This is a genomic window from Salimicrobium album, assembly GCF_900107115.1.
Taxonomy (GTDB): domain Bacteria; phylum Bacillota; class Bacilli; order Bacillales; family Halobacillaceae; genus Salimicrobium; species Salimicrobium album.
In genome coordinates this window covers 57,179-79,845 of the sequence record NZ_FNOS01000005.1, presented here as the reverse complement: position 1 = coordinate 79,845, position 22,667 = coordinate 57,179, and the positions used below count along the sequence as shown (strand labels likewise).

At 49.4% G+C, this 22,667-nt stretch carries 23 protein-coding genes; 4 read left to right on the top strand and 19 right to left on the bottom strand.

What is annotated here, in order from left to right; genetic code table 11:
* Window positions 1-9: 9 nt before the first annotated feature.
* The 16 genes from BLU03_RS10050 to BLU03_RS09975 all read right to left on the bottom strand — a co-directional run bounded on the left by BLU03_RS10050 (window position 10) and on the right by BLU03_RS09975 (window position 14,644).
* Entirely contained in the window at window positions 10-696 is a 687-nt protein-coding gene (locus BLU03_RS10050; RefSeq protein WP_093107560.1) for an urease accessory protein UreF, read from the bottom strand.
* Entirely contained in the window at window positions 689-1,144 is a 456-nt protein-coding gene (gene ureE, locus BLU03_RS10045; RefSeq protein WP_093107558.1) for an urease accessory protein UreE, read from the bottom strand. Before ureE ends, BLU03_RS10050 begins: the two co-directional genes overlap by 8 nt.
* A gap of 10 nt (window positions 1,145-1,154) precedes the next feature.
* Window positions 1,155-2,873 carry an urease subunit alpha gene (ureC, locus tag BLU03_RS10040; RefSeq protein ID WP_093107556.1) on the bottom strand — a complete coding sequence of 573 codons (1,719 nt, stop codon included), beginning with the start codon at window positions 2,871-2,873 and terminating at the stop codon, window positions 1,155-1,157.
* Entirely contained in the window at window positions 2,873-3,193 is a 321-nt protein-coding gene (locus BLU03_RS10035; RefSeq protein ID WP_093107554.1) for an urease subunit beta, read from the bottom strand. Before BLU03_RS10035 ends, ureC begins: the two co-directional genes overlap by 1 nt.
* Window positions 3,194-3,297: 104 nt before the next feature.
* Entirely contained in the window at window positions 3,298-3,600 is a 303-nt protein-coding gene (locus BLU03_RS10030; RefSeq protein WP_093107552.1) for an urease subunit gamma, read from the bottom strand.
* Window positions 3,601-3,943: 343 nt separating this feature from the next.
* Window positions 3,944-4,933 (bottom strand): bile acid:sodium symporter family protein, encoded by a 990-nt coding sequence (locus BLU03_RS10025; protein ID WP_093107550.1) that lies wholly within the window; start codon window positions 4,931-4,933, stop codon window positions 3,944-3,946.
* A complete protein-coding gene (locus tag BLU03_RS10020) occupies window positions 4,930-6,327 on the bottom strand; it encodes an FAD-binding oxidoreductase (protein ID WP_093107548.1) in 1,398 nt (465 codons plus the stop codon). The genes BLU03_RS10025 and BLU03_RS10020 overlap by 4 nt, the downstream gene beginning before the upstream one ends.
* Before the next feature lie 206 nt (window positions 6,328-6,533).
* Window positions 6,534-7,010 (bottom strand): thioesterase family protein, encoded by a 477-nt coding sequence (locus BLU03_RS10015; RefSeq protein ID WP_076571155.1) that lies wholly within the window; start codon window positions 7,008-7,010, stop codon window positions 6,534-6,536.
* On the bottom strand, window positions 7,007-8,002 hold the full coding sequence (locus BLU03_RS10010) for a 3-hydroxyacyl-CoA dehydrogenase NAD-binding domain-containing protein (protein ID WP_093107546.1): 996 nt from the start codon (window positions 8,000-8,002) through the stop codon (window positions 7,007-7,009). Before BLU03_RS10010 ends, BLU03_RS10015 begins: the two co-directional genes overlap by 4 nt.
* Before the next feature lie 5 nt (window positions 8,003-8,007).
* Window positions 8,008-8,901: a BKACE family enzyme gene (locus BLU03_RS10005; RefSeq protein WP_008588089.1), complete on the bottom strand. Its 894-nt coding sequence runs from the start codon at window positions 8,899-8,901 to the stop codon at window positions 8,008-8,010.
* Entirely contained in the window at window positions 8,891-9,448 is a 558-nt protein-coding gene (locus BLU03_RS10000; RefSeq protein ID WP_008588087.1) for a GbsR/MarR family transcriptional regulator, read from the bottom strand. Before BLU03_RS10000 ends, BLU03_RS10005 begins: the two co-directional genes overlap by 11 nt.
* A gap of 79 nt (window positions 9,449-9,527) precedes the next feature.
* A complete protein-coding gene (locus BLU03_RS09995) occupies window positions 9,528-11,180 on the bottom strand; it encodes a CocE/NonD family hydrolase (RefSeq protein WP_093107544.1) in 1,653 nt (550 codons plus the stop codon).
* Window positions 11,181-11,234: 54 nt separating this feature from the next.
* Window positions 11,235-11,882, bottom strand: coding sequence for an ABC transporter permease (locus BLU03_RS09990; protein ID WP_076571147.1), 648 nt, complete (start codon window positions 11,880-11,882; stop codon window positions 11,235-11,237).
* A 1-nt stretch (window position 11,883) separates the two neighbouring features.
* A complete protein-coding gene (locus BLU03_RS09985; RefSeq protein ID WP_176765466.1) occupies window positions 11,884-12,765 on the bottom strand; it encodes an osmoprotectant ABC transporter substrate-binding protein in 882 nt (293 codons plus the stop codon).
* 67 nt (window positions 12,766-12,832) lie between these two features.
* Window positions 12,833-13,477, bottom strand: a complete 645-nt coding sequence (locus tag BLU03_RS09980) for an ABC transporter permease (protein WP_008588078.1) — start codon at window positions 13,475-13,477, stop codon at window positions 12,833-12,835.
* Between the two features lie 15 nt (window positions 13,478-13,492).
* Window positions 13,493-14,644 carry a betaine/proline/choline family ABC transporter ATP-binding protein gene (locus tag BLU03_RS09975; protein WP_076571432.1) on the bottom strand — a complete coding sequence of 384 codons (1,152 nt, stop codon included), beginning with the start codon at window positions 14,642-14,644 and terminating at the stop codon, window positions 13,493-13,495.
* Window positions 14,645-15,319: 675 nt separating this feature from the next.
* Here BLU03_RS09975 and BLU03_RS09965 point away from each other — a divergent pair.
* On the top strand, window positions 15,320-16,498 hold the full coding sequence (locus BLU03_RS09965) for an MFS transporter (protein ID WP_245698840.1): 1,179 nt from the start codon (window positions 15,320-15,322) through the stop codon (window positions 16,496-16,498).
* Window positions 16,499-16,628: 130 nt separating this feature from the next.
* A complete protein-coding gene (locus BLU03_RS09960) occupies window positions 16,629-17,702 on the top strand; it encodes a GGDEF domain-containing protein (RefSeq protein WP_245698816.1) in 1,074 nt (357 codons plus the stop codon).
* A 131-nt stretch (window positions 17,703-17,833) separates the two neighbouring features.
* Here the strand turns inward: BLU03_RS09960 and BLU03_RS09955 are convergent, their stop codons facing one another.
* Window positions 17,834-19,420 carry an amidohydrolase gene (locus BLU03_RS09955; RefSeq protein ID WP_143023836.1) on the bottom strand — a complete coding sequence of 529 codons (1,587 nt, stop codon included), beginning with the start codon at window positions 19,418-19,420 and terminating at the stop codon, window positions 17,834-17,836.
* A 379-nt stretch (window positions 19,421-19,799) separates the two neighbouring features.
* Here BLU03_RS09955 and ahpC point away from each other — a divergent pair, with 379 nt between their 5' ends.
* A complete protein-coding gene (gene ahpC / locus BLU03_RS09950) occupies window positions 19,800-20,366 on the top strand; it encodes an alkyl hydroperoxide reductase subunit C (RefSeq protein WP_093107536.1) in 567 nt (188 codons plus the stop codon).
* A 15-nt stretch (window positions 20,367-20,381) separates the two neighbouring features.
* Window positions 20,382-21,944, top strand: coding sequence for an alkyl hydroperoxide reductase subunit F (gene ahpF, locus BLU03_RS09945; RefSeq protein ID WP_093107534.1), 1,563 nt, complete (start codon window positions 20,382-20,384; stop codon window positions 21,942-21,944).
* Between the two features lie 61 nt (window positions 21,945-22,005).
* Here the strand turns inward: ahpF and BLU03_RS09940 are convergent, their stop codons facing one another.
* Together BLU03_RS09940 and BLU03_RS13895 are read right to left on the bottom strand one after the other, a co-directional pair.
* Window positions 22,006-22,335, bottom strand: a complete 330-nt coding sequence (locus BLU03_RS09940) for a YrhK family protein (protein WP_093107532.1) — start codon at window positions 22,333-22,335, stop codon at window positions 22,006-22,008.
* Window positions 22,325-22,633, bottom strand: coding sequence for a hypothetical protein (locus tag BLU03_RS13895; RefSeq protein WP_407690273.1), 309 nt, complete (start codon window positions 22,631-22,633; stop codon window positions 22,325-22,327). The genes BLU03_RS09940 and BLU03_RS13895 overlap by 11 nt, the downstream gene beginning before the upstream one ends.
* Between the last annotated feature and the right edge of the window lie 34 nt (window positions 22,634-22,667).

The window sequence follows — 22,667 nt, the reverse complement described above, 5'->3', positions numbered from 1 at the left end:
CTCCGTTGACTAGGACATGAAGATACGTACGTTCACACGCTCATGCTGCATTTGTGATAATTCTATACCGGGCGACACGGCTCCGAAATCAATGTCTTCCAATGTTTCAACAGTTTCGACTGCTGCTTCCAGTTTTGGTTGAAACGCATAAATGATTTTCTGGCCGGCCGTCTGTCCGAGTGGAATTGCCCGTACGGCATTTTGCACAAGGTTAGCGATTGCCGAATACAAATAATATAAAACGGTAGTCTGTTTCGGTACACCAAGATAATGTCCGACCATTGTAAACACTATGGCAGAGTGACCGAATGACTGTTTCTGTCTGATACGTTCCCTGTACATGGAAAGCATGGGAGCGTCATAGATGGAATCTGCAATTTTGACCATGTGCTTTCCCATTTGCTGCGTGCCATCGCGTGTTTCCCGGGCGATGTTCTGAACCGTCAACAAACGGTCCATTTCCCAGATGACATCGAAGTCCTCATTTTCCAAAGCGTCATAAACAATTCTGGCGGCCAGCCCGTCAGAATATACCAGCTGTTCCATGAGATATACTTCCAGCCATTCGGCAAACGTTGCCTGGTCGTGTACTTTATCTTCCTGGATGTAGGTTTCGAGGCCGAACGAGTGGCTGAAAGCACCGGTAGGGAAGTTGGAATCACACAGTTGGAACAACGAGAGCAGCTTATTATTCATGACTGTGCCCTATGTGGCGAAACGCCTGTTTCACTTTTCTTTCTTCGCGAGCAAAAGGAATGCCAAGCTGCTTCAGTAATTCTTCCACAAGATAATCATACTGCACGAGCATTTCGTCACCTTCAAATTGTGCCGGAAGGTGGCGATTACCCAGCTGGTGGGCAATCGTTCCCATTTCATTGATATCGCGAGGTCTGATAATTAACAGGTCGTCACTCATGACTTCTACAGCGATGATATTTTCTTCGTCCATATAGAGTATGTCACCGGCTTCCAAATCACGCGGGTTTTTAAGGCGGATCCCCATCTCTCTCCCATGATCGGTTTCGACGCGTTGAATCCGCTTCACTAAATCAGCACTTTCCAGATGGACTTTTTCAATGTGCCGCTTGCTGCGTTCTTCCGGACTGATATCGTTCATATTCATTACAACTTCTTCAATAATCATTTCATTCACCTCAAAACAAGAAATAACGCTGACCCATCGGAACCGTATCGACCGGGTCGCAGGTAATGTGTTCTCCATTTATTCTCACTTCATATGTCTGTGGATCGACTTCAATATCCGGTGTTTCGGAATTCAGCTTCATATCCTTCTTCTCCAGTTGACGGATGCCGTGCACCGGTAGCACGATTTTTTCAAGACCCAGCTCTTCCTTGATGTTGTTATCATAGGCAGCCTGGGAAACGAAAGTGAAGGAACTGTTTGTCAATCCCTTACCGACCGCGCCGAACATTTGACGGTAAATCATCGGCTGCGGCGTCGGAATCGAGGCGTTCGGATCTCCCATCAGTGCGCTTACGGCCATTCCGTTCTTAATCGTCATCTCCGGCTTAACCCCGAAAAATTTAGGATCCCAGAGCACAAGATCTGCCGCTTTCCCTACTTCCACAGAACCGACGTAGTCCGATATTCCGTGAGCAATAGCGGGGTTGATGGTGTATTTCGCTACGTATCGTTTCGCCCGATTATTGTCTGCGTATTTCTCATCACCGCTCATCGTACCGCGCTGCTTTTTCATCTTATCTGCAGTCTGCCAGGTTCTGAGCGCAACTTCACCGACCCGTCCCATCGCCTGTGCATCCGAACTTGCAACACTGAATACGCCCATGTCCTGCAGTACGTCTTCTGCTGCAATCGTTTCGGAACGGATACGTGAATCGGCGAAAGCGATATCTTCAGGGACCGACGGGTTCAAGTTATGAGCCACCATTACCATGTCCAGATGCTCATCGACCGTGTTCACGGTATACGGCAAAGTCGGGTTCGTGGACGCCGGCAGAATATTTTCCATCCCGGCGGATTTTATTAAATCCGGAGCGTGGCCGCCACCGGCACCTTCCGTATGGTACATATGGATTCCTCTGCCGTTTATAGCTCTCATCGTATCTTCGTAAAAACCGCTTTCATTGAGCGTATCCGCATGAAGAGTGATCTGGACGTCATATTTATCAGCGACTCTCAGAGCATGATCGATGACAGAAGGCGTGGCTCCCCAGTCCTCGTGGATTTTCAGACCGAGTGCTCCAGCCAAAATCTGCTCTGATAAAGGTCCTTCTGCAGCCGCATGGCCTTTCCCTGTAAATCCGACGTTGATAGGTAATCCTTCAAATGCGGAAATCATCCGCTTGATATGCCATGGGCCGGGTGTCGCCGTAGTGGCTTTCGATCCGGCGCCGGGACCTGCGCCGCCGCCGATTAATGTAGTCGTTCCGTTCGTGAGGGCAACGTCTACTTGATCCGGGTTGATGAAATGGACGTGGGTATCTATTGCTCCGGCAGTAAGAATCTTCCCTTCTCCGGAAATCACCTCTGTTCCTGCCCCGATAATAATATCCACATCATTCTGTATTAACGGGTTCCCCGCTTTTCCTATGCCTGATATATTTCCATCACGCATACCTACATCAGCTTTATAGATACCGGTGTAATCAAGTACAAGAGCATTTGTAATAACCGTATCCGGCACGCGCTCGTCTTCGTCGCGCGTAATGAGCGGATGCTGACCCATCCCGTCACGAATGACTTTACCGCCGCCGAACACGACTTCTTCGCCGTAGGTAGAGTAATCCTTTTCAACCCGTATAAACAAATCCGTGTCGGCTAAGCGGACAGAATCTCCTGTCGTTGGTCCGTACATCTGAGCATACTGGTCTCTTGGAATCTTGAAACTCATTATTTATACCCGCCTTCCAATGGTCCATCCACCATATTATTGAAACCATGCACTTCGTTCTTTCTGGCATAGTCTATTAACTCCACTTCTTTCTCATCTCCGGGTTCGAAACGTACAGCCGCCCCCGCCGGAACGTTCAATCGTTTCCCGTAAGCCGCTTCCCGTTCGAACTCAAGTGAATTGTTCACTTCATAGAAATGATAATGCGAACCCACCTGAATCGGCCTGTCCCCGATGTTTATTACATTAACCTTTGAAGCGGACAGCCCTGCATTACACTCAATCTCTTCATCTTTGAAAATATACTCTCCTGGAATCATTCAGATCAAGCTCCTCTCCTGGTCCCGGACCACGTACCGGGTTATATCCGTCCGGACGACACCATTAAGGGAATCACTCGCCCCTATGGACGTTTTCTCACATCTCAACGAATCGGGTCATGCACGGTCACCAGTTTGGTACCGTCCTTGAAAGTGGCTTCCACCTGAATATCGTCGATCATTTCAGGAACCCCTTCCATAACGTCATCCCGTGTCAGAATTTTAGCTCCATACTCCATCAGTTCAGCGACCGACTTGCCGTCCCTGGCACCTTCTATGACTTCGTATGTAATTAAAGCCATGGCTTCCGGATGATTCAACTTCAAGCCTCTCTGCTTCCTTCTCTTTGCAAGATCTGCTGCAACGACAATCATTAATTTGTCTGTTTCACGCGGTGATAATTGCATGCATCAACTCTCCTCAATCGTTTTCGTAGTTAAATTGTTCCCATTCGCTAAAGCAGGAAAACGCTTTTACCCCAAAAAAATCGAATTATCTGAATATTATTGAGACAGCCGGTTAAACGGGGACATAAGTAAGGTCCAACTGATTAATTCAAAGGTAGCAGTAATGAGATAATATATCAACCTTAGCACACCGGGGGTTCAGAGAATCACTGAACTTATAGATGTGCATCCGCATCCCCCGGTCTCGGAAGTCCTCCAAAAGAAGCAAGGAGACCCCCTACAGGACAGGGGTCTCCTTGCCTCCACTTTTCTGCTATCGCTCGTGATTCACTAACGAAGCCGTTCACGTTACCGATCTTTTCACTCTGCTCTCCAGCTCCTCCTCAACTTCAGGCTCATCCTCTCCTCTCACCGGTTTCTTCGACCAGAAGGTGGCCAGAATGGGCCCTGAGATATTATGCCACACGGCCGCGACCACATTCGGTAAAGCTGCGAGAGGTCCGAAGTGTGCCGTAGCAAGCGCTACGCCTAGTCCGGAGTTTTGCATGCCCACTTCAATGGATATGGCACGCCGTTTACTTTCATCGAGTCGCATCAACACAGCCGCTCCGTAGCCGAGGATAAGGCCAATCAGATTGTGCAGCATCACAGCTGCAAAGATCTGCAGTCCGGAACTTGTAATACTCTCGACGTTTGCAGCTACTACCGCACAGACGATGGTGATGATAGCCAGTACGGAAATGAGCGGCACAGCCGTGGCGCTTTTGTCCACCGTTTCCGGAAACAGTTTCCTGACGAGAAGTCCAAGCGTAATAGGAACGATGATGACCTGCACGATTGACAGAAACATGGACACAGGATCCACCGGCAGCCACTGGCCTGCAAGCATCAGTAAGATGGCAGGCGTCAGAATCGGGGCCAGCAGTGTAGAGAAAGAAGTCATCGCGACAGACAATGCCAGGTTCCCTTTGGCGAGATATACCATGACGTTCGACGCCGTGCCTCCCGGAACAGAACCGAGCAGGACCAGACCGGCCGCCAGTTCCGCAGGCAAGTTGAGCAAATAAGCGATTCCGAGTGCCGTCAGCGGCATAAGTACGTACTGGGCCGCCACACCGGCAATCACCGGGAGCGGTTTTTTCATGACCAGTTTAAAATCGACCGGCTGCATCGTAAGACCGATACCGAACATGACTACTCCAAGCAGAATGGTTATATACGCCCCTAGACCGAGAAAGACTTCCGGTACAAAAAAAGATATAAGAGCGGCTGCTATGACCCACAGCGCAAAATATTTTCCGGCGACGCGACTGACGGATTCGATCACCTTCATTGTCCGTTCCCCCTTCCGTTATGAATAAGCTTACCGGGATTCATAATTCCTTTAGGATCGAGCGCTGCTTTAATCGCCTGCATGACAGGAAGGGCTTTTCCGTGCTCTCTTTCCTGATACTTCATTTTCCCTTTTCCGACGCCGTGCTCGCCCGTACAGGTGCCTCCGCGAGCCAGAGCGTATTCCACAATCTCTTCATTGAACATTTCAGCTTTTCTGTGTTCCTCCTCTTTTTCCATATCAAGCATAAGGAGGGCGTGATAGTTTCCGTCGCCGACATGACCGAGGATTCCTCCATCAAGACCCAGCTCCGTCATCTTCTCTCTGCCGTGCCGGATGGCTCCGCCGAGTTCCGATATCGGCAGACAGACGTCCGTAACCATCATCTTTTTGCCCGGGCTGTCATGGATGTAGGCATAGGCGAGATTGTGACGCGCTTCCCAGAGCTTCACGCGGGCGGCATTATCTTTCTCGAAATCAATGGCTTCACACTTATGACTCGATACGATCTCTTCCATGAAGGCGACGTCCTCCTGCAATCCTGCTTCGTTTCCGTGGAATTCAAGGAATAGTGTCGCCTTTTCTATGTAATCCGTGTCATTGAACCGGTTCACCTGCCGTATCGATGCTTCATCCAGCAGTTCCACACGGGCGACCGGGACCCCTGCCTGCAACATGGAAATCACTGCTCCCACCGCATAGTCGATAGTCGGGAAAGAAGCTCTCGCAGCCATGACATGTTCAGGGATGCCGTACACTCTGAGTGTAAGCTCCGTAATACAGCCAAGTGTCCCTTCGGAGCCTACATAAAGACTGGAGAGATCATAGCCGGACGAAGATTTTCTGGCAAGGCTTCCGGTATGAATGATATCTCCGCCCGGTGTAACGACTTCAAGACTCTGGATCTGGTCTTTCATCACCCCGTATTTCACGGAAGTCGTCCCGCTTGCGTTCGTGGCGGCCATCCCGCCGAGCGTAGCATCGGCTCCCGGGTCCACAGAGAAGAACAGACCGTATTTCTTCAGTTCTTTATTCAGCTGCGACCTCGTCACCCCGGGCTGCACTTTCACGAGGAAGTCCTTATCCCGCACTTCCGTTACTCTATTCATGGAGGAAAAGTCGATCGTAATCCCCTTATCATAAGCGATCACATTCCCCTCAAGACTCGAGCCCAGTCCGAACGGAATGACCGGAACTCCTGAAGTTTCAGCTGCTTTCATAATTTGACTAACTTCCTCCGCGTTCTCCGGAAAAACGACGAGATCAGGGGTGCTCCCCTCGTGGTAAGATTCATCTTTGCTATGATTGGCGAGCACGGTATCGTTCGCACTCACCTGATCATTCCTCAAAAATTTCAGCAGCTCTTCCTGCAGCGTTGCCGGGTATGTAGTCATGTTCTCAGGCTCCTTTCACATTTTCAGATTAAACTGTTACATCAGATTATCATAATTATCTGAAAAAAGGAATGACACGATTATACTTTCCCAAGGTTTCAGTATAATGCTGGAAATTCCTTAATTTTTTCCACAAAAAAACTTCCCATTCATAAAAAAATGAATGGGAAGTCTTCCTGTTCGTTTCAATAACCCACAGAACTGTATTACTTTTTACGTCTGATACCGATTACCCGTCCGGCTTCTTCGGGGGCCTCGGAAGGCGTGTGATATTCTGCGAATACCTTAAGCTGTGCAGACACCGCTTCCGGAAAAGGAGCTGGCCGTCCTTCACTCTGATCCATTCCCATCAGCATCTGCTCACTCGTAGCGGCTCTTTTGCCATTTTCCCCGTAAAGCTCGAGGAACGCATGCACACGCTTCGCATCGTAATCCAGAATATACATCTTCACCTCGTACGCTTCCTCATGATGCATTTCGTCGAGATAACATACGTGATTTTCCAGTGTATATATCGTATATTGATGCTTCCCGCGGGCTTCTTCGTCCAGCCCGATTGTACTCATGAACTCATCCACACCGATACTGAAAGCACGAACGTAGTCGGCATCGTTCATGTGACCATTGTAGTCGATCCAGTCGGCAGGTACTTTTGACGTAATGAGGGTTTTGGCTTCACTCATGTCTTATCGCCTCCCTGCACGGCTTCTTTGCTGTCGCCGGTCGTTAAGTTGGCGCCCGGCCAGTATTTTTCCAGCAGCTGCTGAAGTTCCACGAGGAAGTCATCCCGACGCTCTTCCATTTTCTGCATATCCACACCCTCCGTCTGCGCTTCACAGCCGGTGATGACTTTCTCTGCCAGCTCATCCGTGAGTTCCGGCGCCTCCAGTTTGGTCCACGGTAGTTTCAAGGCCGGACCGAACTGATGCAGGAGATGACGCATACCGGCCTTGCCGCCTCCCATATGGAGAGTCATGAACGGGCCCATCAGCGCCCAGCGAAGACCTGGACCGTAAACGATGGAGGCGTCCACTTCTTCGGTCGTCGCCACACCGTCATTAACGATATGCAGAGATTCACGCCAGACCGCTTCCATCAGACGATCGGCAATGTGTCCTTCAATTTCCTGATGAACGATGAGAGGTTTCATACCAAGACCTTCATAAAATTCCTGGGCTTTGTCAACGAAACTGTCTTCCGTTTTATTGCCGCCCACCAGTTCGACGAGTGGCATGAGATATACCGGGTTGAAAGGATGCCCGACGATGACCCTTTCCGGGTGATGTGCACAGTCCGCCTGAAGTACCGTCGGTAAAATCCCTGACGTGCTGGAAGAAATGACTGCATGCTTCGGTGCATGTTCGTCGATGGAGGCGATAACGCTCCTTTTCAGCTCTTCCCGTTCCGGCACGTTTTCCTGGACGAAGTCCGCATGAGCCAGAGCTTTCCCGAGATCCTCTTCAAACGTAAGGTTCTCCTCTGAAGCACCTTCTTTCAGTCCCAGCTTTCCGGCATAGTCCCAGGCACTACGCACCGCTTCCCTCGTTTTTTCCTCTGCACCGGGAGCAGGATCATAGGCCGTCACCTTATAGCCGTTAGTCAGGAAACGGGTGATCCAGCCGTTGCCGATGACACCTGTTCCTACAATTGTAATATTTGTGATCGATGATGACATTCCCGTTACCCCCTCTTCGCATACGGATCAAGCAGATTAAGTTCTTTACGTGCTTCAGCCGGTGTCATCAAATCAGCACCGAGTGTTTCCACGATTCCCGCTGCTTTATCGACAAGCTGTTCGTTCGTCGCAAGCTGACCCTTTTTCAAATACATGTTGTCTTCCAGGCCGACACGGATGTGTCCTCCCTGCAATACAGACTCGGCGACCATAGGCATCTGCATCCGGCCTATACCAAAGGAAGCCCAGCGGCTGTTCTCCGGTATACGACTCTTCATGTACGCGAGCGTTTCCGCATCGGCTTCTGCGCCCCACGGGATACCCAGGCAGAACTGGAATAATGGATCTCCATCAATCAGTCCTTCCTTGATCAACTGGTTGGCAAAGCGCACGTGACCGGTGTCGAAACATTCAAGCTCAGGCTTCACACCGCTCTCCTGTACGAGTTTGGCCTGACGGCGCAGCCAGTCTGTCGGACCAACGTACAGCATGTTTCCGAAGTTGGTACTTCCGCAGTCCAGAGTGCACATTTCCGGAAGAAGTTTACCGATCGGCTCATGACGTTCTTCCGGCGTCTGCATATCCGTCCCTTCTCCACCACGGGTCGGATCTGCATCACTCGGCACCCAGTCACCGCCGCCGCCGGAAGTGAGGTTGATGATAATATCCGTTTCCGATTCACGGATGCGTTCCACCGTTTCGCGGAACAGCTCCACATCATGACTGAGAGCTCCCGTTTTCGGATCACGCACGTGAATATGGGCTATAGTAGCCCCGGCTTTCGCCGATTCAATCGCCGAATCCGCAATTTCTTTTGGAGTTACGGGTACGGAAGGATTTTTCCCGGGAGTATCTCCTGCTCCTGTCAGTGCACACGACATCATAACTTTACGACTCATTTACATCGCCTCCTGTTGTTTTTGGTACATGTTTAAATATTTCGCCACTTTCGAAAAAGTAAGTAACACGACGGATCCAGTCATAATATTCGGTCCATCGATGAAGTTCTTCCAATAACTCATTGATCGCTTTTTCGTCATCTTCAGTCAGGTCGGACTGCTCCCGTATTTCTTCTATCTTCCTGTTGATCCGCTCCTCAAAATGGCGGCTTCGGGTACTGGCTTTCTGCCAGGTCGAGGTGAAAATCGAAATGAATGTTTCATAGTAGTCTTCTTCGACCTGGTACAAATCTTTGCGTACCCCTTTCTGGAAGACCCGTTCCGCAATGTTCATGTCTATCATTTCGCGGACCACCTGACTCATCCTCGTCTTGCTCATCCCCATTTCCGCCGACAGTTCATCAAGCGTCATCGGTTCGTGATTCATATAGATAATTCCAAGCACACGACCAAGACTTGTCGGGGCACCGAAAGCATTCATATTATCAGCTATCTTTTCAACGAACTGTGTTCTTATTTCCTCTATTTTCTTATTCTCGTTCTCCATTTTCCATCCACCCTTTTCACCTGTGTTAACTGAACAATACCACAGCCGGTGCCGTTTCCAAACAGATGCCGGTACCTGTTTAACGTTCAACAGGTAAATAGATGGCTGAAGCTCTTTCCGGCCCGCTATATATGAACTCGGTCGCCTTTTCCCCGTGGACGGCGGTCCTTGTCGTCTGACCGTTATTCAGATTTACGTCGTAATGAGGGGCGTTCGAGGCTGACAGGTCGATCCGTAACCGGTGCCCTGCCTTCACCTCATGAGCTGTGACCCCGACGCTCAGATTCATTTCGGCCGGTTCACGTGGTACGACGCGCTCCCGGTGATACGTCTCGGTGATATTCCAGGCCCGCCCTGACTCATCCACTTCGGACAGACGGATGAACACATCGAATAATTCGGAAGGTGCTTCTCCCCACAGTCGCGCTTCGACCTCTCCCATAATAAGCTTTTTCTCTTTAAGAGGTTCGCTCGTGTAAACGAGAACGTCCGGCCTTGTCTGCAGTCCGGAGATATCGAACATTCCGGACTCGTTGCCGGCAACGAGAGCACTCCCCCCGTAAGTGGGGACGGGCGCCCCGGGATCCAGAAGCATATGATGAGGAAGGGGCTGCTGGTCTTTCTCCTTACCAAGTCCGCCTCCCCCTTCAGCCGCTGACAGTTCATGAGATCCTTTCAGAAAAAATATTTCTGCCTCTCTGCCATGCGGCATGGATGGAAAAGATCGCCACTTGTTGCTGCCCGTAATGTACAGATGTACCTTATCTTCCACTCCGGAAGGCTTCGATTTAAGCCAGTGATCGAACCATTTGATATGAAGCTCCGTCGTATCCTTAATAAGCTCAGTTCCGATTTCTGTTTCCGCTCCTTCAAAAAAGACCTCACCGGCCCTTCCCGTCATCTCTTCGTGTGTCCAAGGGCCAATCCAGAACGATTTTTCTCCGTTATAGACCCGATAAGCCGAAAGAGTCGACGGAAGAAGGGCGTCATACCAGCCGCCCATGAATAAAGCGGGTACCGTAGCCGACTGCAGAGTCTGTCGCAGGTCAGCTTCCTTTACTACCCTGGACGGGACACGACGCTGCATTACTTCAAAAAAATACGAGTCCGGATCAAGATCCTGCACGGGTCCCCATGTGTCAGCAGGGAAGTCATACAGATAATCCGGCAGGTTATCGAGATAATGCTGAAGTTTTTCTTCATCCAGTGTACCTTTACGTTTTAGATGGTCCTCTATCATTGAACCGAGCACCCAGGTCTCGAATTTTCCGGTCGCGGACACTGTATCCGAATCATTCAGAAGCCCCTCCCAAGGGTCAGCCATCGTCATGACCGGGGCTATCGCCCGCAAGGACGGAGGATGCTGGGAAGCCGCCGCCAGTTGCGTGTAACCGTGATAAGACATCCCGAACATTCCCACCCGGCCGTCGGAGAAAGGGAGGCGTGCCGCCCATTCCACCGCATCATATCCGTCTTTTCCTTCATGGACGAACGGGTAGAACTCTCCGCCGGAGGCGAATCGGCCGCGCACATCCTGCAGAATCACGACATACCCTGACTCCACCATTCGGGGTACAGACAAATATTCTTCAAAATACCTCGGCGTCTCTTTGTCATAGGGGAGGCGCATCATCAATACGGGATGCCGCTCCTCATCGTCAGGCCGGTAAACGTCGGCCCGCAGTACTTCCCCGTCCGAAAGCGTACATGCTGCGTTCTTCTCAATAATCATTGTCCGCCTCCTCACACTGCTTTTTTTCTCTATGAACCGTTCAAACTTCCGGGATCAATTGTTATTAGCCGGTTGAAGTTTCCGCTCGATTCCTCCGAGAATCAGGTCGGCTACGATGGCCATAACAGCTGTCGGTACAGCCCCGGCGAGAATGATCGCAGTGCCGTTGGTGGCGTTGGTTCCTGTAAGGATGATGGCTCCGAGGCCCCCGGCTCCTACGAAAGCTCCGATAGCTGCAATTCCGATACCGATGACGAGAGCCGTCCGGAGACCGGCCATAATCACACTGATCGCCAGTGGCAGTTCGACCATTCGCAGCAGCTGAAAACGGGTCATACCGGAAGCATACCCGGCCTCGATGACTGTCTGATCGACATCTTTAATACCGACATATGTATTCTGGGTAATCGGCAGAATAGAATAAAGCATCAGCGTTACGATCGCAGTGTTAGTTCCAAGTCCCATAAAAATCATGAGAACCGCCATAGCCCCGAGTGCCGGAATGGTCTGGATCATACTGCCGACAGCCAGCACCCAGCTGCTGAGCCTGCCGTACCTGGCAATCAGAATGCCAAGAGGGATGGAGAAAATTGCCGCAAACAGAACACCGTAGGCCGCCATCAGAAAGTGACGGTAAAACTGGGTCCAGATATATCCACTGTTCTGCAGAGTATAATTGATGAATTCAACAATCGTTTCCATATCAGTTCTCCTCCTTTGCCGCATCTTCAAAGTAATTGTTGTTTTCGAGGAACTGACGGGCAACTTTTCTCGGATTCACGTGTTCAACGGCCGCATTAAAGTTGAGCTCCTGCATTTTTTCCGTAGTAATCTGTCCGGACAGTTTTTCCGTGATGGTCTTTATCTCCGGATACTTTTCCAGTGTATCGTTCGCGATTACCGGGGAAGCATCATAAGGCGGGAAGAACTGTTCGTTGTCCTCGAGCACTTTCAAATCGAAATCCTTGATGCGTCCGTCCGAGGAATAAGCCAGCACGACATCCATATGACCGCTTGCAGCGGCTTCATATACGAGACCGGTGTCCATCGGGAATACATCTCCGAAGGAAAAATAGGTTTCCTGAAAACCGTCATACCCGTCCCCTTTCCGGTTGACCCAGGCGTTATCCACCCCGAAGCGCAGTTCATCGGCGTACGGCTCGAGGTCTGAGACATTTTCTATATTGTTTTCTTCCGCAAACTCTTTCGTCACAGCAACAGAGTAGCTGTTTTCAAATCCATAGCTTGGAGCCCACGTCTGATCGAAACGTTCCGGAAATTTTTCCTTCACGGTTTTCAGTGCTTTCTCCGGATCTTTGATGGGATCCATACCGAGGGCCCCGGCAATGTCCGTCCCGGTATAACGGGTTGCAGAAATATCGATGTCTCCGCGTTCCATTCCCTGGTGCTGGACGATGGAGGAGCCCAGTTTACTGACAAGCTCCGTTCTCGCCTCCGTATTGCGTTCAATCATAATCGACAGCATCTCCGCCAGAATTTCCGATTCCGACGTAGCCAGCGAACTGATTTTAATCGTATCTTTCCCTCCGCTGGCAAGCCCGGGCAGCGTACAGCCCGTAAGCATTACCAGAACAACTGCAATCAGCAGCAGTTTGGTCGTTTTCTCCTTCACGTGCAGTCACCTCCAAAATTTAAGCAGCTTTATACGAGTCTTTCAGTCCATCCGAGGTCAATTTTCCTTCTGCAAAAGCCAGTCCACGATCAGCGATAATGGCCAGGATCGTAGCCGGAACGGTACCGGCGACAATCAGCACAGGCTGATACAGGTTCAGGCCGTCAAAGATGAAGTCACCGAGACCGCCACCGCCGATGAAGGCTGCCAGCGTAGCCCAGCCGATAAGATAGACAGTGGACAGTCGTACGCCCGCCAAAATCACGGGTACCGCCAGCGGCAGTTCCACTTTCACGATGGACTGCCAGTTACTCATACCCATCCCGGATCCGGCTTCGAGTACGTTTTTGTCGACATCACGAAGTCCGATGTATGTGTTACGCAAAATCGGCAGCAGTGAATATACGAACAAAGCAATGATCGCCGGCACTTTCCCGATACCTACGAGCGGAATGAAAAACGCCAGTATGGCGAGACTCGGAATCGTCTGCAAAACCCCGATCACCGAGATGAATTTATCCGCAAACTTAGGCATTCTCGAGAAAAGAATCCCCAGTGGAATGGCGACCAGTACCCCGAGTACGACCGCGGTGAACGATATATATAAGTGCTCCCACGTCTTCACGAGTAATTCTGTTCCGTGTTCAGTAAAAAATGTCTGCATCATTTCCTCCCCCTATCATGTAGTAGCAGTCAGACTGTCGAGCTCCTGACCTTCTCCCCAGATGGTGTCGTATACGATATTCGCCATCGTGGCCCGGGTAACGATTCCGGTAAGGTGATGATTCCCATCGGTAACGGGGATGTATTTGGCACCGCGACGCAGAATCTTATGCGTAGTATCCTTCAGAAGGCTGTCTTCGGACACGGAAAACAGGTCCGTTTCCATAACGTCCTCCACGTAAGCCGCTTTTTTATAATTGAGGTTGATCGCCTCCACATCAAGGAATCCCCGAAGCGTACCGTCACGATCGACGACAAGCAGGGTATCGACGTGGCGCTCGCGCATCGTTGCGATAGCGTCCTTGAGGCTGGTACCGCAAGTCACCGTAATCGGATCCGTGTCCATGATCTGACCCACCGTCGTGACGTCCGGACGTGCCTGGATGAGTCGATCTTTACCGAGGAACGTTTCCACGAACTCATTGGCCGGGTTGCGCAGAATTTCTTCTGGTGTATCTGCCTGCACCACTTCCCCGTCTTTCATAATGACTATCCGATCTCCGAGTTTCAGAGCTTCATCCATATCGTGAGTAACGAATACGATCGTCTTATTCAATTCCTTCTGAAGTTTTTTGAACTCTTCCTGCAGGGAGTCACGCGTGATCGGGTCCAGCGCTCCGAAAGGTTCATCCATTAGAATCAACGGCGGATTGGCTGCCAGAGCACGAAGTACGCCGATCCTCTGCTGCTGCCCGCCGCTTAACTCGTGAGGGTACTTATCAAGGTACTCCTCCGGCATGTCGACGAGTGCCAGAAGTTCTTTAGCGCGTTTCTCTTTACGGTCGGAAGGCCACTTCAGCAGCGTTCCTACAAGAGAAATATTTTCCTTGATCGTCATATGCGGCATCAGCCCTACCTGCTGGATGACGTATCCGATCGAACGCCTCAGTTCCACAGCGTTCTGGGACTTTATATCTTTACCGTTTATGTAAATCGTTCCTTCCGTAATATCAATCAGTCTGTTGACCATCTTCATCGTCGTAGTCTTTCCGCAGCCGCTCGGCCCGATGAAACAGACGAATTCCCCTTCCTCAATGTTCAGATTCAGATTACTGACAGCAGGCGTCCCGTCAGCGTACTTCTTCATTACACGTTCAAATTGCAACAAACTCGCCACCTCCAAATTTTTCTCTCCTTCAATCTGTGTGAAAGTATAAGCTCTGGCAGCTGATAAACAAACTTCCAAATAAACGCGTAAACCTTTAAATTTCTATACAATTTAAATTGCATAAAGTTTACGTTCGTATATCGTACAATTCCTTCGTTATAATGACTTATCTGATGGTTGCTAAATTTCATTGAAGGGTCCCACGTGATTCTGCCGGGGTTACACACACTTTCTTCTTTTATCCTTTGGGCTGTATAATCCTTCACATTTCACTTTCGCCGATGAGAAGATTTAATCGATTAGTTGAATGAAATATAGTAAAAAGGGTGTACGGGTTGGATATCAGAACTTTCAAAGATATCATTTATTACAAGTTCTCCCGGTTCAGTAAATATCGAAGAGCTCGGAGGCAGTCGATTTGTTCTCCATAAAATCCTTAGACGCAGACCGGACTACTGATATCTTTCTTTTGCGTGAAGACTTCATTACAGAATCAGAAGAGATCGACAGGAAAGTGGCGGCTTATTGCCGGGGCCGCAGCAGAATCCGGCCGGTCGTAAAAGAAATTTTCATGCACGAATATAGATATATGGACTCCGATGCAGTTTTGAAAAGGAGAGGAGAAGCGTGGAAAAAGTTCAGGTAGGAATCAGATAAAACATTGTGCAATTTGTAATGCTCGTAATCATTAACCTGTTCGTCGGGTCTATGGTCGGTCTGGAAAGAACCGTGCTTCCGATGATAGGAGAAGAGCGTTTCGGCCTGCTGTCGACCAGTGCTGCGCTCTCCTTTATCGTCAGCTTCGGTTTCTCGAAAGCTCTGGTCAATTTATTCGCAGGAAACTTGGCGGATCGTGCCGGCAGAAAAAGAGTCCTCCTGTTCGGCTGGGGCATCGGTTTATTCGTACCGATCATGGTCATCTTCGCCCAAGCCTGGTGGATGATCATCGTCGCGAACGTCTTTCTTGGCGTTAACCAGGGGCTCACCTGGTCGATGACGGTCAATATGAAAGTAGATCTAGCAAAGTCAACGCAGCAGGGACTGGCTGTAGGTTTCAACGAATTCGCAGGGTACCTCGGACTTGCAGTTATGGCCTCGGTTTCCGGGTACGTGGCTTCCACTTACTCCCTCAGCCCGGAACCTTTTTATATAGGAATTGTACTCGTCGTCCTCGGGTTCCTCCTCTCTCTTGCCGTACGGAATACGGAAGAACATGTAAAAACCCAGTCCAACGAACAGGGGGATGCGGAGCGCGTGTCCGGGTGGGAGATTTTTAAACGTACCTCCTGGAAAAATCCTGACCTCGCAAGCGGCAGCTTCGCCGGGCTGACGACCAACTTAAAAGACGGAATGGCCTGGGGGCTGTTCCCCATTTTTCTTACGGCCGGAGGATTGAGTGTCGCACAGACCGGTACGGTCGTGGCAGTATATCCGGCAGCGTGGGGAATATTCCAGTTATTCACCGGAGTGTGGAGCGACAAAATAGGACGGAAAAAACTGATCGTACCCGGTATGATTGTTCAGGCTTTATCCTTATGGTTCATCTTGCTCGTGGATACCTACCCACTATGGATAGCCGGAGCGGCTCTGCTCGGAATAGGGACCGCCATGGTCTACCCGACCATCCTTGCTTCCATAAGCGATGTCGCCCACCCCGAATGGCGGGCAACGTCCATGGGCATCTACCGGTTCTTCAGAGACAGCGGCTACGCCTTCGGAGCCTTGATTGCAGGTATTTTAGCAGATATCTTAAGCGTTACCTGGGCCATCGGTCTCGTCGCGTTCCTTCCGCTTTTGTCCGGTATCATCGTCTGGGTGAAAATGAAAGAAACCCTGCAGCCGGACCGCACTTAGGAAAGCAGAAAGCTCCCGCATCAGAATGTGCGGGAGCTTTCTTTTAATACGGATTTCCAAATTTGTGAAAATGGTATAGTATAAACTGTATCTGCTTCATAATTCAGCTTCAGAAACATGGGGTGACTGTATGATTTTAAAAGAGTTAACGTCTAACCTGGCCATTTTGATCACCTGCCTGTTCATTTACTCCCAGCTTACCAACGATTCCTCATTGAGGACCTCCTCTTCGTTAAGAAAAAAAGTTATTGCCGGGGCACTCGCAGGAGTTTTAAGTAATATTTTAATGCAGTACAGTATGCATTTCGATCAGACTATCATCGACCTGAGGCATATCCCTCTCGTTCTCGTTACATACTACGGGGGTGGTATTCCGAGTCTCGTAGCCTTATTGTTCATTATAATCGGCCGCTTCTTCATCAGTTTCGGTGAATCGTCCCTGCTGGCGATCATTTTCATCGTGCTTATCGCTCTCGCTGCGCTTGGCGCGAGAAAACTTAATAGAGGGAGACGGGTCAAGATATTTCTGTCCCTCACCGCTTCCAACATACTGTTTACTATGCTGATCCTTTATCTGATCAGTGATACGGGTATCCTTCTCCCGATGATCCCTTCTTACTGGATCATTTCCTATATAGCGGGCTTCAGCTCCTTCTATGTCATTGAGTACGCCCGGGAAAATCAAAGGATGATGATTCAGTTCAAGGCCGAATCTTCCACTGATGCATTGACCGGGCTGAACAACGTCAGGAAATTTGACCAGATCTTCAATTCGGTAAGCGAAGAAGCACGAAAGAAAGACGAAAGACTTTCTTTTCTCTTCATTGATATCGACCATTTCAAAAGCATTAATGACACGTACGGTCATAAAGAAGGAGACGAGGTATTAATAGAGCTTGGCAATTTGTTGAAAAATGCGGTGCGTTCTTTTGATATCGTGAGCCGGAACGGCGGGGAGGAATTCACGGTGATTCTTCTCGACTGTCCTACCGACCGTGCCGTACAAATAGGAGAAAGAATCCGCGAAAGCGTCGAGAATCATTCCTTTTTACTGACCACCGGTGAAACCATCAGTGTAACCGTCTCTGTCGGTGTCGCCTGTTATGGAGAAACGACCAAATCACCCGAAGCGCTTCTGAACGATGCAGACGAAGCGCTTTACGAAGCTAAACGGACGGGAAGAAACAAAGTATGCGTAGCATAAAAAGAGGGAGGTCCTTCCGATTTAAACAGGACCTCCCTCTTTTTTAATACAGCAGGATTGTGCAACCGAGTTTTGACGTGAATAACCCCTCTACACTTATAGGTAAGAAAACTCCAAACTAACGGAACAGGTTACTGTATATTCAATTTTTTTGCTTTTTTATAAATCGTTTCTCCTTCTTTAATAGTTTCTTCCACCTGAATATCTCTTAACTCCATGGGATCAATCTCCAAAGGATTACGGTCAAGAATAACCAGATCCGCCCACTTCCCTTCTTTGATACTCCCTTTTGTGTCTTCCTCCCCGTATTGATAAGCAGCGTGAATCGTGACGGCCTGGAGTGCCTCCTTCACACTGATCCGCTGCTCCGGACCGATTATTACTCCTCCTCTTGTCTGCCGGTTCACCGCACTCCAGATCGTCTGAAGCATGTCCGGCCTGATCACTGGAGAATCCTGATGCAGATTAACCGGCAGCCCTCTGTCTATAGCGGATCTGGCAGGGCTGATTCTGCTTCCCCGCGCTTCTCCGAGATTTCTTAAGTGGACATCTCCCCAGTAATACGTATGATCGACGAATATAGAAGGAATCATCTGTATTTCCTTCATTACATCCAGCTGGTCATCACGAACTGTCTGACAGTGAATCATAACCGGACGCAACTCTTCTTTCCCGGACTGCTGTGGTTCTTCCATGGACTTCTTATAATTTCTGAGCAGCTGATCCGCGGCAGCGTCTCCGTTGCAGTGGGTCAATAGTTGAATATTATTCCGAACAGCCTCATCCGTCACTTTTCTCACCTTTTCGTCTTTGTACCAGGACGTTCCTCTGTACTCCTCGTCTCCTTCGTAAGGTTCGGTGAGCCATGCCGTTTTTCCCTGAGGAGTCCCGTCCAACAGCATTTTGTATCCACCGAGTTTGAATCTGTTATGATACCGTTTTACATAAGGCGCATTCGCTTCAAATATTTTCCCCGGGTCATTATCGACTAGCGAGTATGAGATAACGTCGACATTCAGCTTACCTTGTTCGGCCAGGGCTTTGCACAGTTCCACCGTCTCAAGAGACGCCGCCCCATCCTGGACAGTCGTTATTCCATTCTGTACATATACTTCCTGACCTTCTTCCAGTAACTTTAAGTATTCACGTTCCGATCCACCTGCTATGTACTGCTGGACGAGCGAGAGGCACGTTTCTTCCAGATAGCCGTCCGGTTCCATACTGCCCGTCATTCTTCCTATCGTTCCGCCTTCCACCTCTTCCGTACGGGAGTCGATACCCGCCATGTCCAGAAGGGCATCATTAGCGCATCCCATATGGGCGGACGCATGGAACACGAAGAGAGGGCGATCGGTTATTTCGTTCAGCACCTCTTTTACAGGGTGACGCTGTTCTTTCAGCATCGTATGATCGTACCCGAATCCGAGGACCACTTCGTTTTTTTCAAACTCATTCCGTTCCAGGTACTTACGAAGAACGTCTGCAACCTCCTCGAAACTTCCGCATCCACTCAAGTCCGCCATACGGGACACCGGCCCTACGAAGGGGAAGTGACTGTGAGGATCAATAAAAGAAGGCATAAGCGTTTTCCCGTTCAGATGTACTTGTTCTGTGCCCTTTGTTTCGGCTGCCGCTTCCACCTCCTGCAGATTCCCCTTCTTCTTAATAACACCGTCTTCCACCAGAATGGCTTCTACGGGAACCTCCTCTCCTTCCATTGTGAGAATGTCCCCACACCATAGTAGATGGTCTGCATAGTAATTACTCCCTTCATTAAAATAATTTCTAACTTCACTATGTACACACGAACCATTTTTTTCCTATTCAAAGAAAAACCTATCGTAACATTTGAAAGGAACTCCATAAAAATGTTTACATTCCAACAGGGGACTGACCAGCAGAGAATAAGTCCCGGAAATTGCCGGTACACAGACCTATAGCAGGAAGAATCAGGTCAGGTTCAGCGGTGAAAATTTGGTCACGTTCCGTCACAATTTTGTCTAATTTTTTCCTGTGCGTTTTGTGTGACATTGCACAGAACAATATGTAAGATAGATATGGTATGACCTTTACTATTACTATTTAGGAGGATATTAAATGTCTTTAATCGGAAAAGAAATAGCACCATTCAGCGCACAAGCTTTCAGAGAAGGCGATGATTTTATCGAGGTTACTGATGAGGATCTGAAAGGGAAATGGAACATCGTCTGCTTCTACCCTGCGGACTTTTCTTTCGTATGCCCGACAGAACTCGAAGACCTGCAAAATCAGTACGCTAAACTTCAGGAGCTTGGAGTGGAAGTATACTCTGTATCTACAGATACTCATTTCGTTCACAAAGCATGGCACGATCATTCAGAAGCCATCAATAAAATTACCTACACAATGATCGGGGACCCTTCCCACGAAATTTCCCGTAACTTCGACGTTCTTATCGAAGAAAAAGGTGTAGCGGACCGCGGTACATTCATCATCGATCCTGACGGTGTCGTACAGGCTGCCGAAATCAACGCAGACGGTATCGGACGTGACGCAAGTACGCTTATCGATAAAGTGAAAGCTGCTCAGTACGTTCGTAAAAACCCTGGTGAAGTTTGCCCGGCCAAATGGGAAGAAGGCGAAGAAACGCTTAAACCAAGCCTTGATCTTGTAGGTAAAATTTAAGGAGTAGGATAAAATATGCTAGACAAAGATATTAAAGCACAGCTTGAACAATATCTTCAGCTGCTTGAAGGCGATATTGTCCTGAAAGTAAGTGCAGGCTCGGATAATGTATCCAAAGAGATGCTCGAGCTGGTGGACGAACTGTCCACTATGTCTCCCCGCATCAGCATAGAAAAGACAGAACTGAAGCGGACGCCAAGTTTCAGCGTCAACCGTCCAGATGAAGAGACCGGCATCACGTTTGCCGGGGTTCCTCTCGGTCACGAATTCACCTCTCTCGTCATGGCGCTCGTTCAGGTGAGCGGACGCCCTCCGAAAGTGGAGCAGAGCGTAATCGACCGCATCAAAGCGATTGATGAAGACTATCATTTCGAAACGTACGTCAGCTTAAGCTGTAACAACTGTCCTGTCGTCGTTCAGGCATTGAACATCATGAGCGTGGTCAACCCGCGTATTTCCCACACCATGATCGAAGGTGGCGCTTTCAAGGACGAAGTCGACAGCAAAAATATTATGGGCGTTCCGACCGTCTTCCTGAACAATGAAGAATGGGGCGGCGGCCGCATGGAGCTGGAAGAGATTCTTTCTGCTCTCGGAAGCGGTCCTGACTCCTCTGAATTCGAAGGGAAAGACCCGTTTGATGTTCTTGTCGTAGGCGGAGGCCCGGCCGGCGGAAGTGCCGCTATCTATGCTGCACGTAAAGGCATCCGTACAGGACTGCTTACCGACCGTGTCGGCGGCCAGGTTCTCGATACGAACGCTATCGAAAACTTTATCAGCGTCCAGGAAACAGACGGACCGAAGCTTTCCTCCAATCTTCACGAACACGTCGGAGGCTACAATGTGGACGTTATGAATCAGGTAAAAGCTGCGAATATCGAACGCAAAGATAACCACATCGAAGTGGAACTGGAAAACGGAGCTGTTCTGCAAAGTAAAACAGCCATCCTCTCCACAGGCGCCCGCTGGCGTAATATCGGTGTTCCTGGCGAACAGGAATTCAAGAACAAAGGAGTAGCCTATTGCCCGCACTGTGACGGACCGATGTTCGAAGGAAAAGACATTGCGGTCATCGGCGGCGGCAACTCCGGTGTGGAGGCAGCCATCGACCTTGCAGGCGTGGTTAAACACGTCACGGTCCTTGAGTTCTCTTCCGCATCGAAAGCGGACTCCGTACTGCTGGATCGTCTTCACAGTCTTCCGAACGTAACGTTTATTACAAACGCACAGACGACGGAAATTACAGGAGACGAGACAGTGAACGGCCTGACTTACACAGACCGCGTAAGCGGGGGAGAACACCACTTGGAACTCGAAGGTGTCTTCGTCCAGATCGGTCTCGTACCGAACACCGAATGGCTCGATGATTCCATTGAGCGTACGAAAACCGGTGAAATCGTAGTCGATAAAAAAGGTGCAACAAACGTACCCGGAATTTTTGCGGCAGGCGACTGTACAGACAGTGCCTATAAGCAGATCATCATTTCCATGGGTCAGGGTGCAACATCTGCCCTCGGTGCCTTCGACTATCTGATTCGCAACACGGCTCCTGCCGAAAGCGAAGCAGTCACTTCATAAACATTCAAAAAAGCCGCTTTACCATTTATGGTAAGGCGGCTTTTGTTATGGCAGACGAAAGCTATTGCCCGCTCTGCTGCTTATCGTATTCTTCTCCGTAATGACGTCGTGCATGGAACTCGTGGACGAGACGGATCGAAGGTCTGAGAAGAAATTGAAAACTCCCCACCACGAATAGAGTAACCCCTATTACACGCCAGGGCTCCTCAAAATAAAAACAGACACTCCCGAGGAAAAACCACAGCCCCAGCAGAAAATCGTTGATCGTATATAGGGTATGGTATATTTTCCTGAAAAATGGCGAGTGTTTCTGCATCCGGTCGTTAATGTATTCTTCTCTGGAAGAACCCCTCCCCTTAGTATCGTTCGCTTCTGTTGTATCAACGGCCATAGTCATACTCCTTTCCTTCCGGCAAATATTTTGTGAAATAGGCCCCCGTAAGTAATAACAATACAGTAAGGACCCAGGACACGATTCCCATTAAACCGAACCAGTAGGCCACGAGATTCGTCACGGTGATAAGATAGAAACAAATGGAAGTCAGGGCACTTTTGATTCCGCCAGCGCCCTTTTTCCTTCTTTTACTGACAGTAATTAGTATGGAAACGATAAGAGCTGCTGTCATAATAATAGATAAGATCGTTAACCCACTCACGTTATTCCCCCCCCCTTCCCCTCTTCGAAACATCGCATTCTGCTTTATATCCTCTAATGAAAAATTT

Bases quoted from the DNA above. Each gene is read 5' to 3' on its own strand.
- ahpC (WP_093107536.1), top strand. From the start codon at position 19,800: ATGTCTTTAATCGGAAAAGAAATAGCACCATTCAGCGCACAAGCTTTC.
- BLU03_RS10050 (WP_093107560.1), bottom strand. From the start codon at position 696: ATGAATAATAAGCTGCTCTCGTTGTTCCAACTGTGTGATTCCAACTTC.
- BLU03_RS10000 (WP_008588087.1), bottom strand. From the start codon at position 9,448: ATGGAGAACGAGAATAAGAAAATAGAGGAAATAAGAACACAGTTCGTT.
- BLU03_RS10010 (WP_093107546.1), bottom strand. From the start codon at position 8,002: ATGTCATCATCGATCACAAATATTACAATTGTAGGAACAGGTGTCATC.
- BLU03_RS10005 (WP_008588089.1), bottom strand. From the start codon at position 8,901: ATGAGTCGTAAAGTTATGATGTCGTGTGCACTGACAGGAGCAGGAGAT.
- ureE (WP_093107558.1), bottom strand. From the start codon at position 1,144: ATGATTATTGAAGAAGTTGTAATGAATATGAACGATATCAGTCCGGAA.
- BLU03_RS09980 (WP_008588078.1), bottom strand. From the start codon at position 13,477: ATGCAGACATTTTTTACTGAACACGGAACAGAATTACTCGTGAAGACG.
- BLU03_RS09965 (WP_245698840.1), top strand. From the start codon at position 15,320: ATGCTCGTAATCATTAACCTGTTCGTCGGGTCTATGGTCGGTCTGGAA.
- BLU03_RS09960 (WP_245698816.1), top strand. From the start codon at position 16,629: ATGATTTTAAAAGAGTTAACGTCTAACCTGGCCATTTTGATCACCTGC.
- BLU03_RS10020 (WP_093107548.1), bottom strand. From the start codon at position 6,327: ATGACTACATACCCGGCAACGCTGCAGGAAGAGCTGCTGAAATTTTTG.
- BLU03_RS09995 (WP_093107544.1), bottom strand. From the start codon at position 11,180: ATGATTATTGAGAAGAACGCAGCATGTACGCTTTCGGACGGGGAAGTA.
- BLU03_RS10035 (WP_093107554.1), bottom strand. From the start codon at position 3,193: ATGATTCCAGGAGAGTATATTTTCAAAGATGAAGAGATTGAGTGTAAT.
- BLU03_RS10025 (WP_093107550.1), bottom strand. From the start codon at position 4,933: ATGAAGGTGATCGAATCCGTCAGTCGCGTCGCCGGAAAATATTTTGCG.
- BLU03_RS10015 (WP_076571155.1), bottom strand. From the start codon at position 7,010: ATGAGTGAAGCCAAAACCCTCATTACGTCAAAAGTACCTGCCGACTGG.
- BLU03_RS09990 (WP_076571147.1), bottom strand. From the start codon at position 11,882: ATGGAAACGATTGTTGAATTCATCAATTATACTCTGCAGAACAGTGGA.
- BLU03_RS13895 (WP_407690273.1), bottom strand. From the start codon at position 22,633: ATGTTTCGAAGAGGGGAAGGGGGGGGGAATAACGTGAGTGGGTTAACG.
- ahpF (WP_093107534.1), top strand. From the start codon at position 20,382: ATGCTAGACAAAGATATTAAAGCACAGCTTGAACAATATCTTCAGCTG.
- BLU03_RS09940 (WP_093107532.1), bottom strand. From the start codon at position 22,335: ATGGCCGTTGATACAACAGAAGCGAACGATACTAAGGGGAGGGGTTCT.
- BLU03_RS10030 (WP_093107552.1), bottom strand. From the start codon at position 3,600: ATGCAATTATCACCGCGTGAAACAGACAAATTAATGATTGTCGTTGCA.
- BLU03_RS09985 (WP_176765466.1), bottom strand. From the start codon at position 12,765: ATGCTTACGGGCTGTACGCTGCCCGGGCTTGCCAGCGGAGGGAAAGAT.
- BLU03_RS09955 (WP_143023836.1), bottom strand. From the start codon at position 19,420: ATGGAAGGAGAGGAGGTTCCCGTAGAAGCCATTCTGGTGGAAGACGGT.
- ureC (WP_093107556.1), bottom strand. From the start codon at position 2,873: ATGAGTTTCAAGATTCCAAGAGACCAGTATGCTCAGATGTACGGACCA.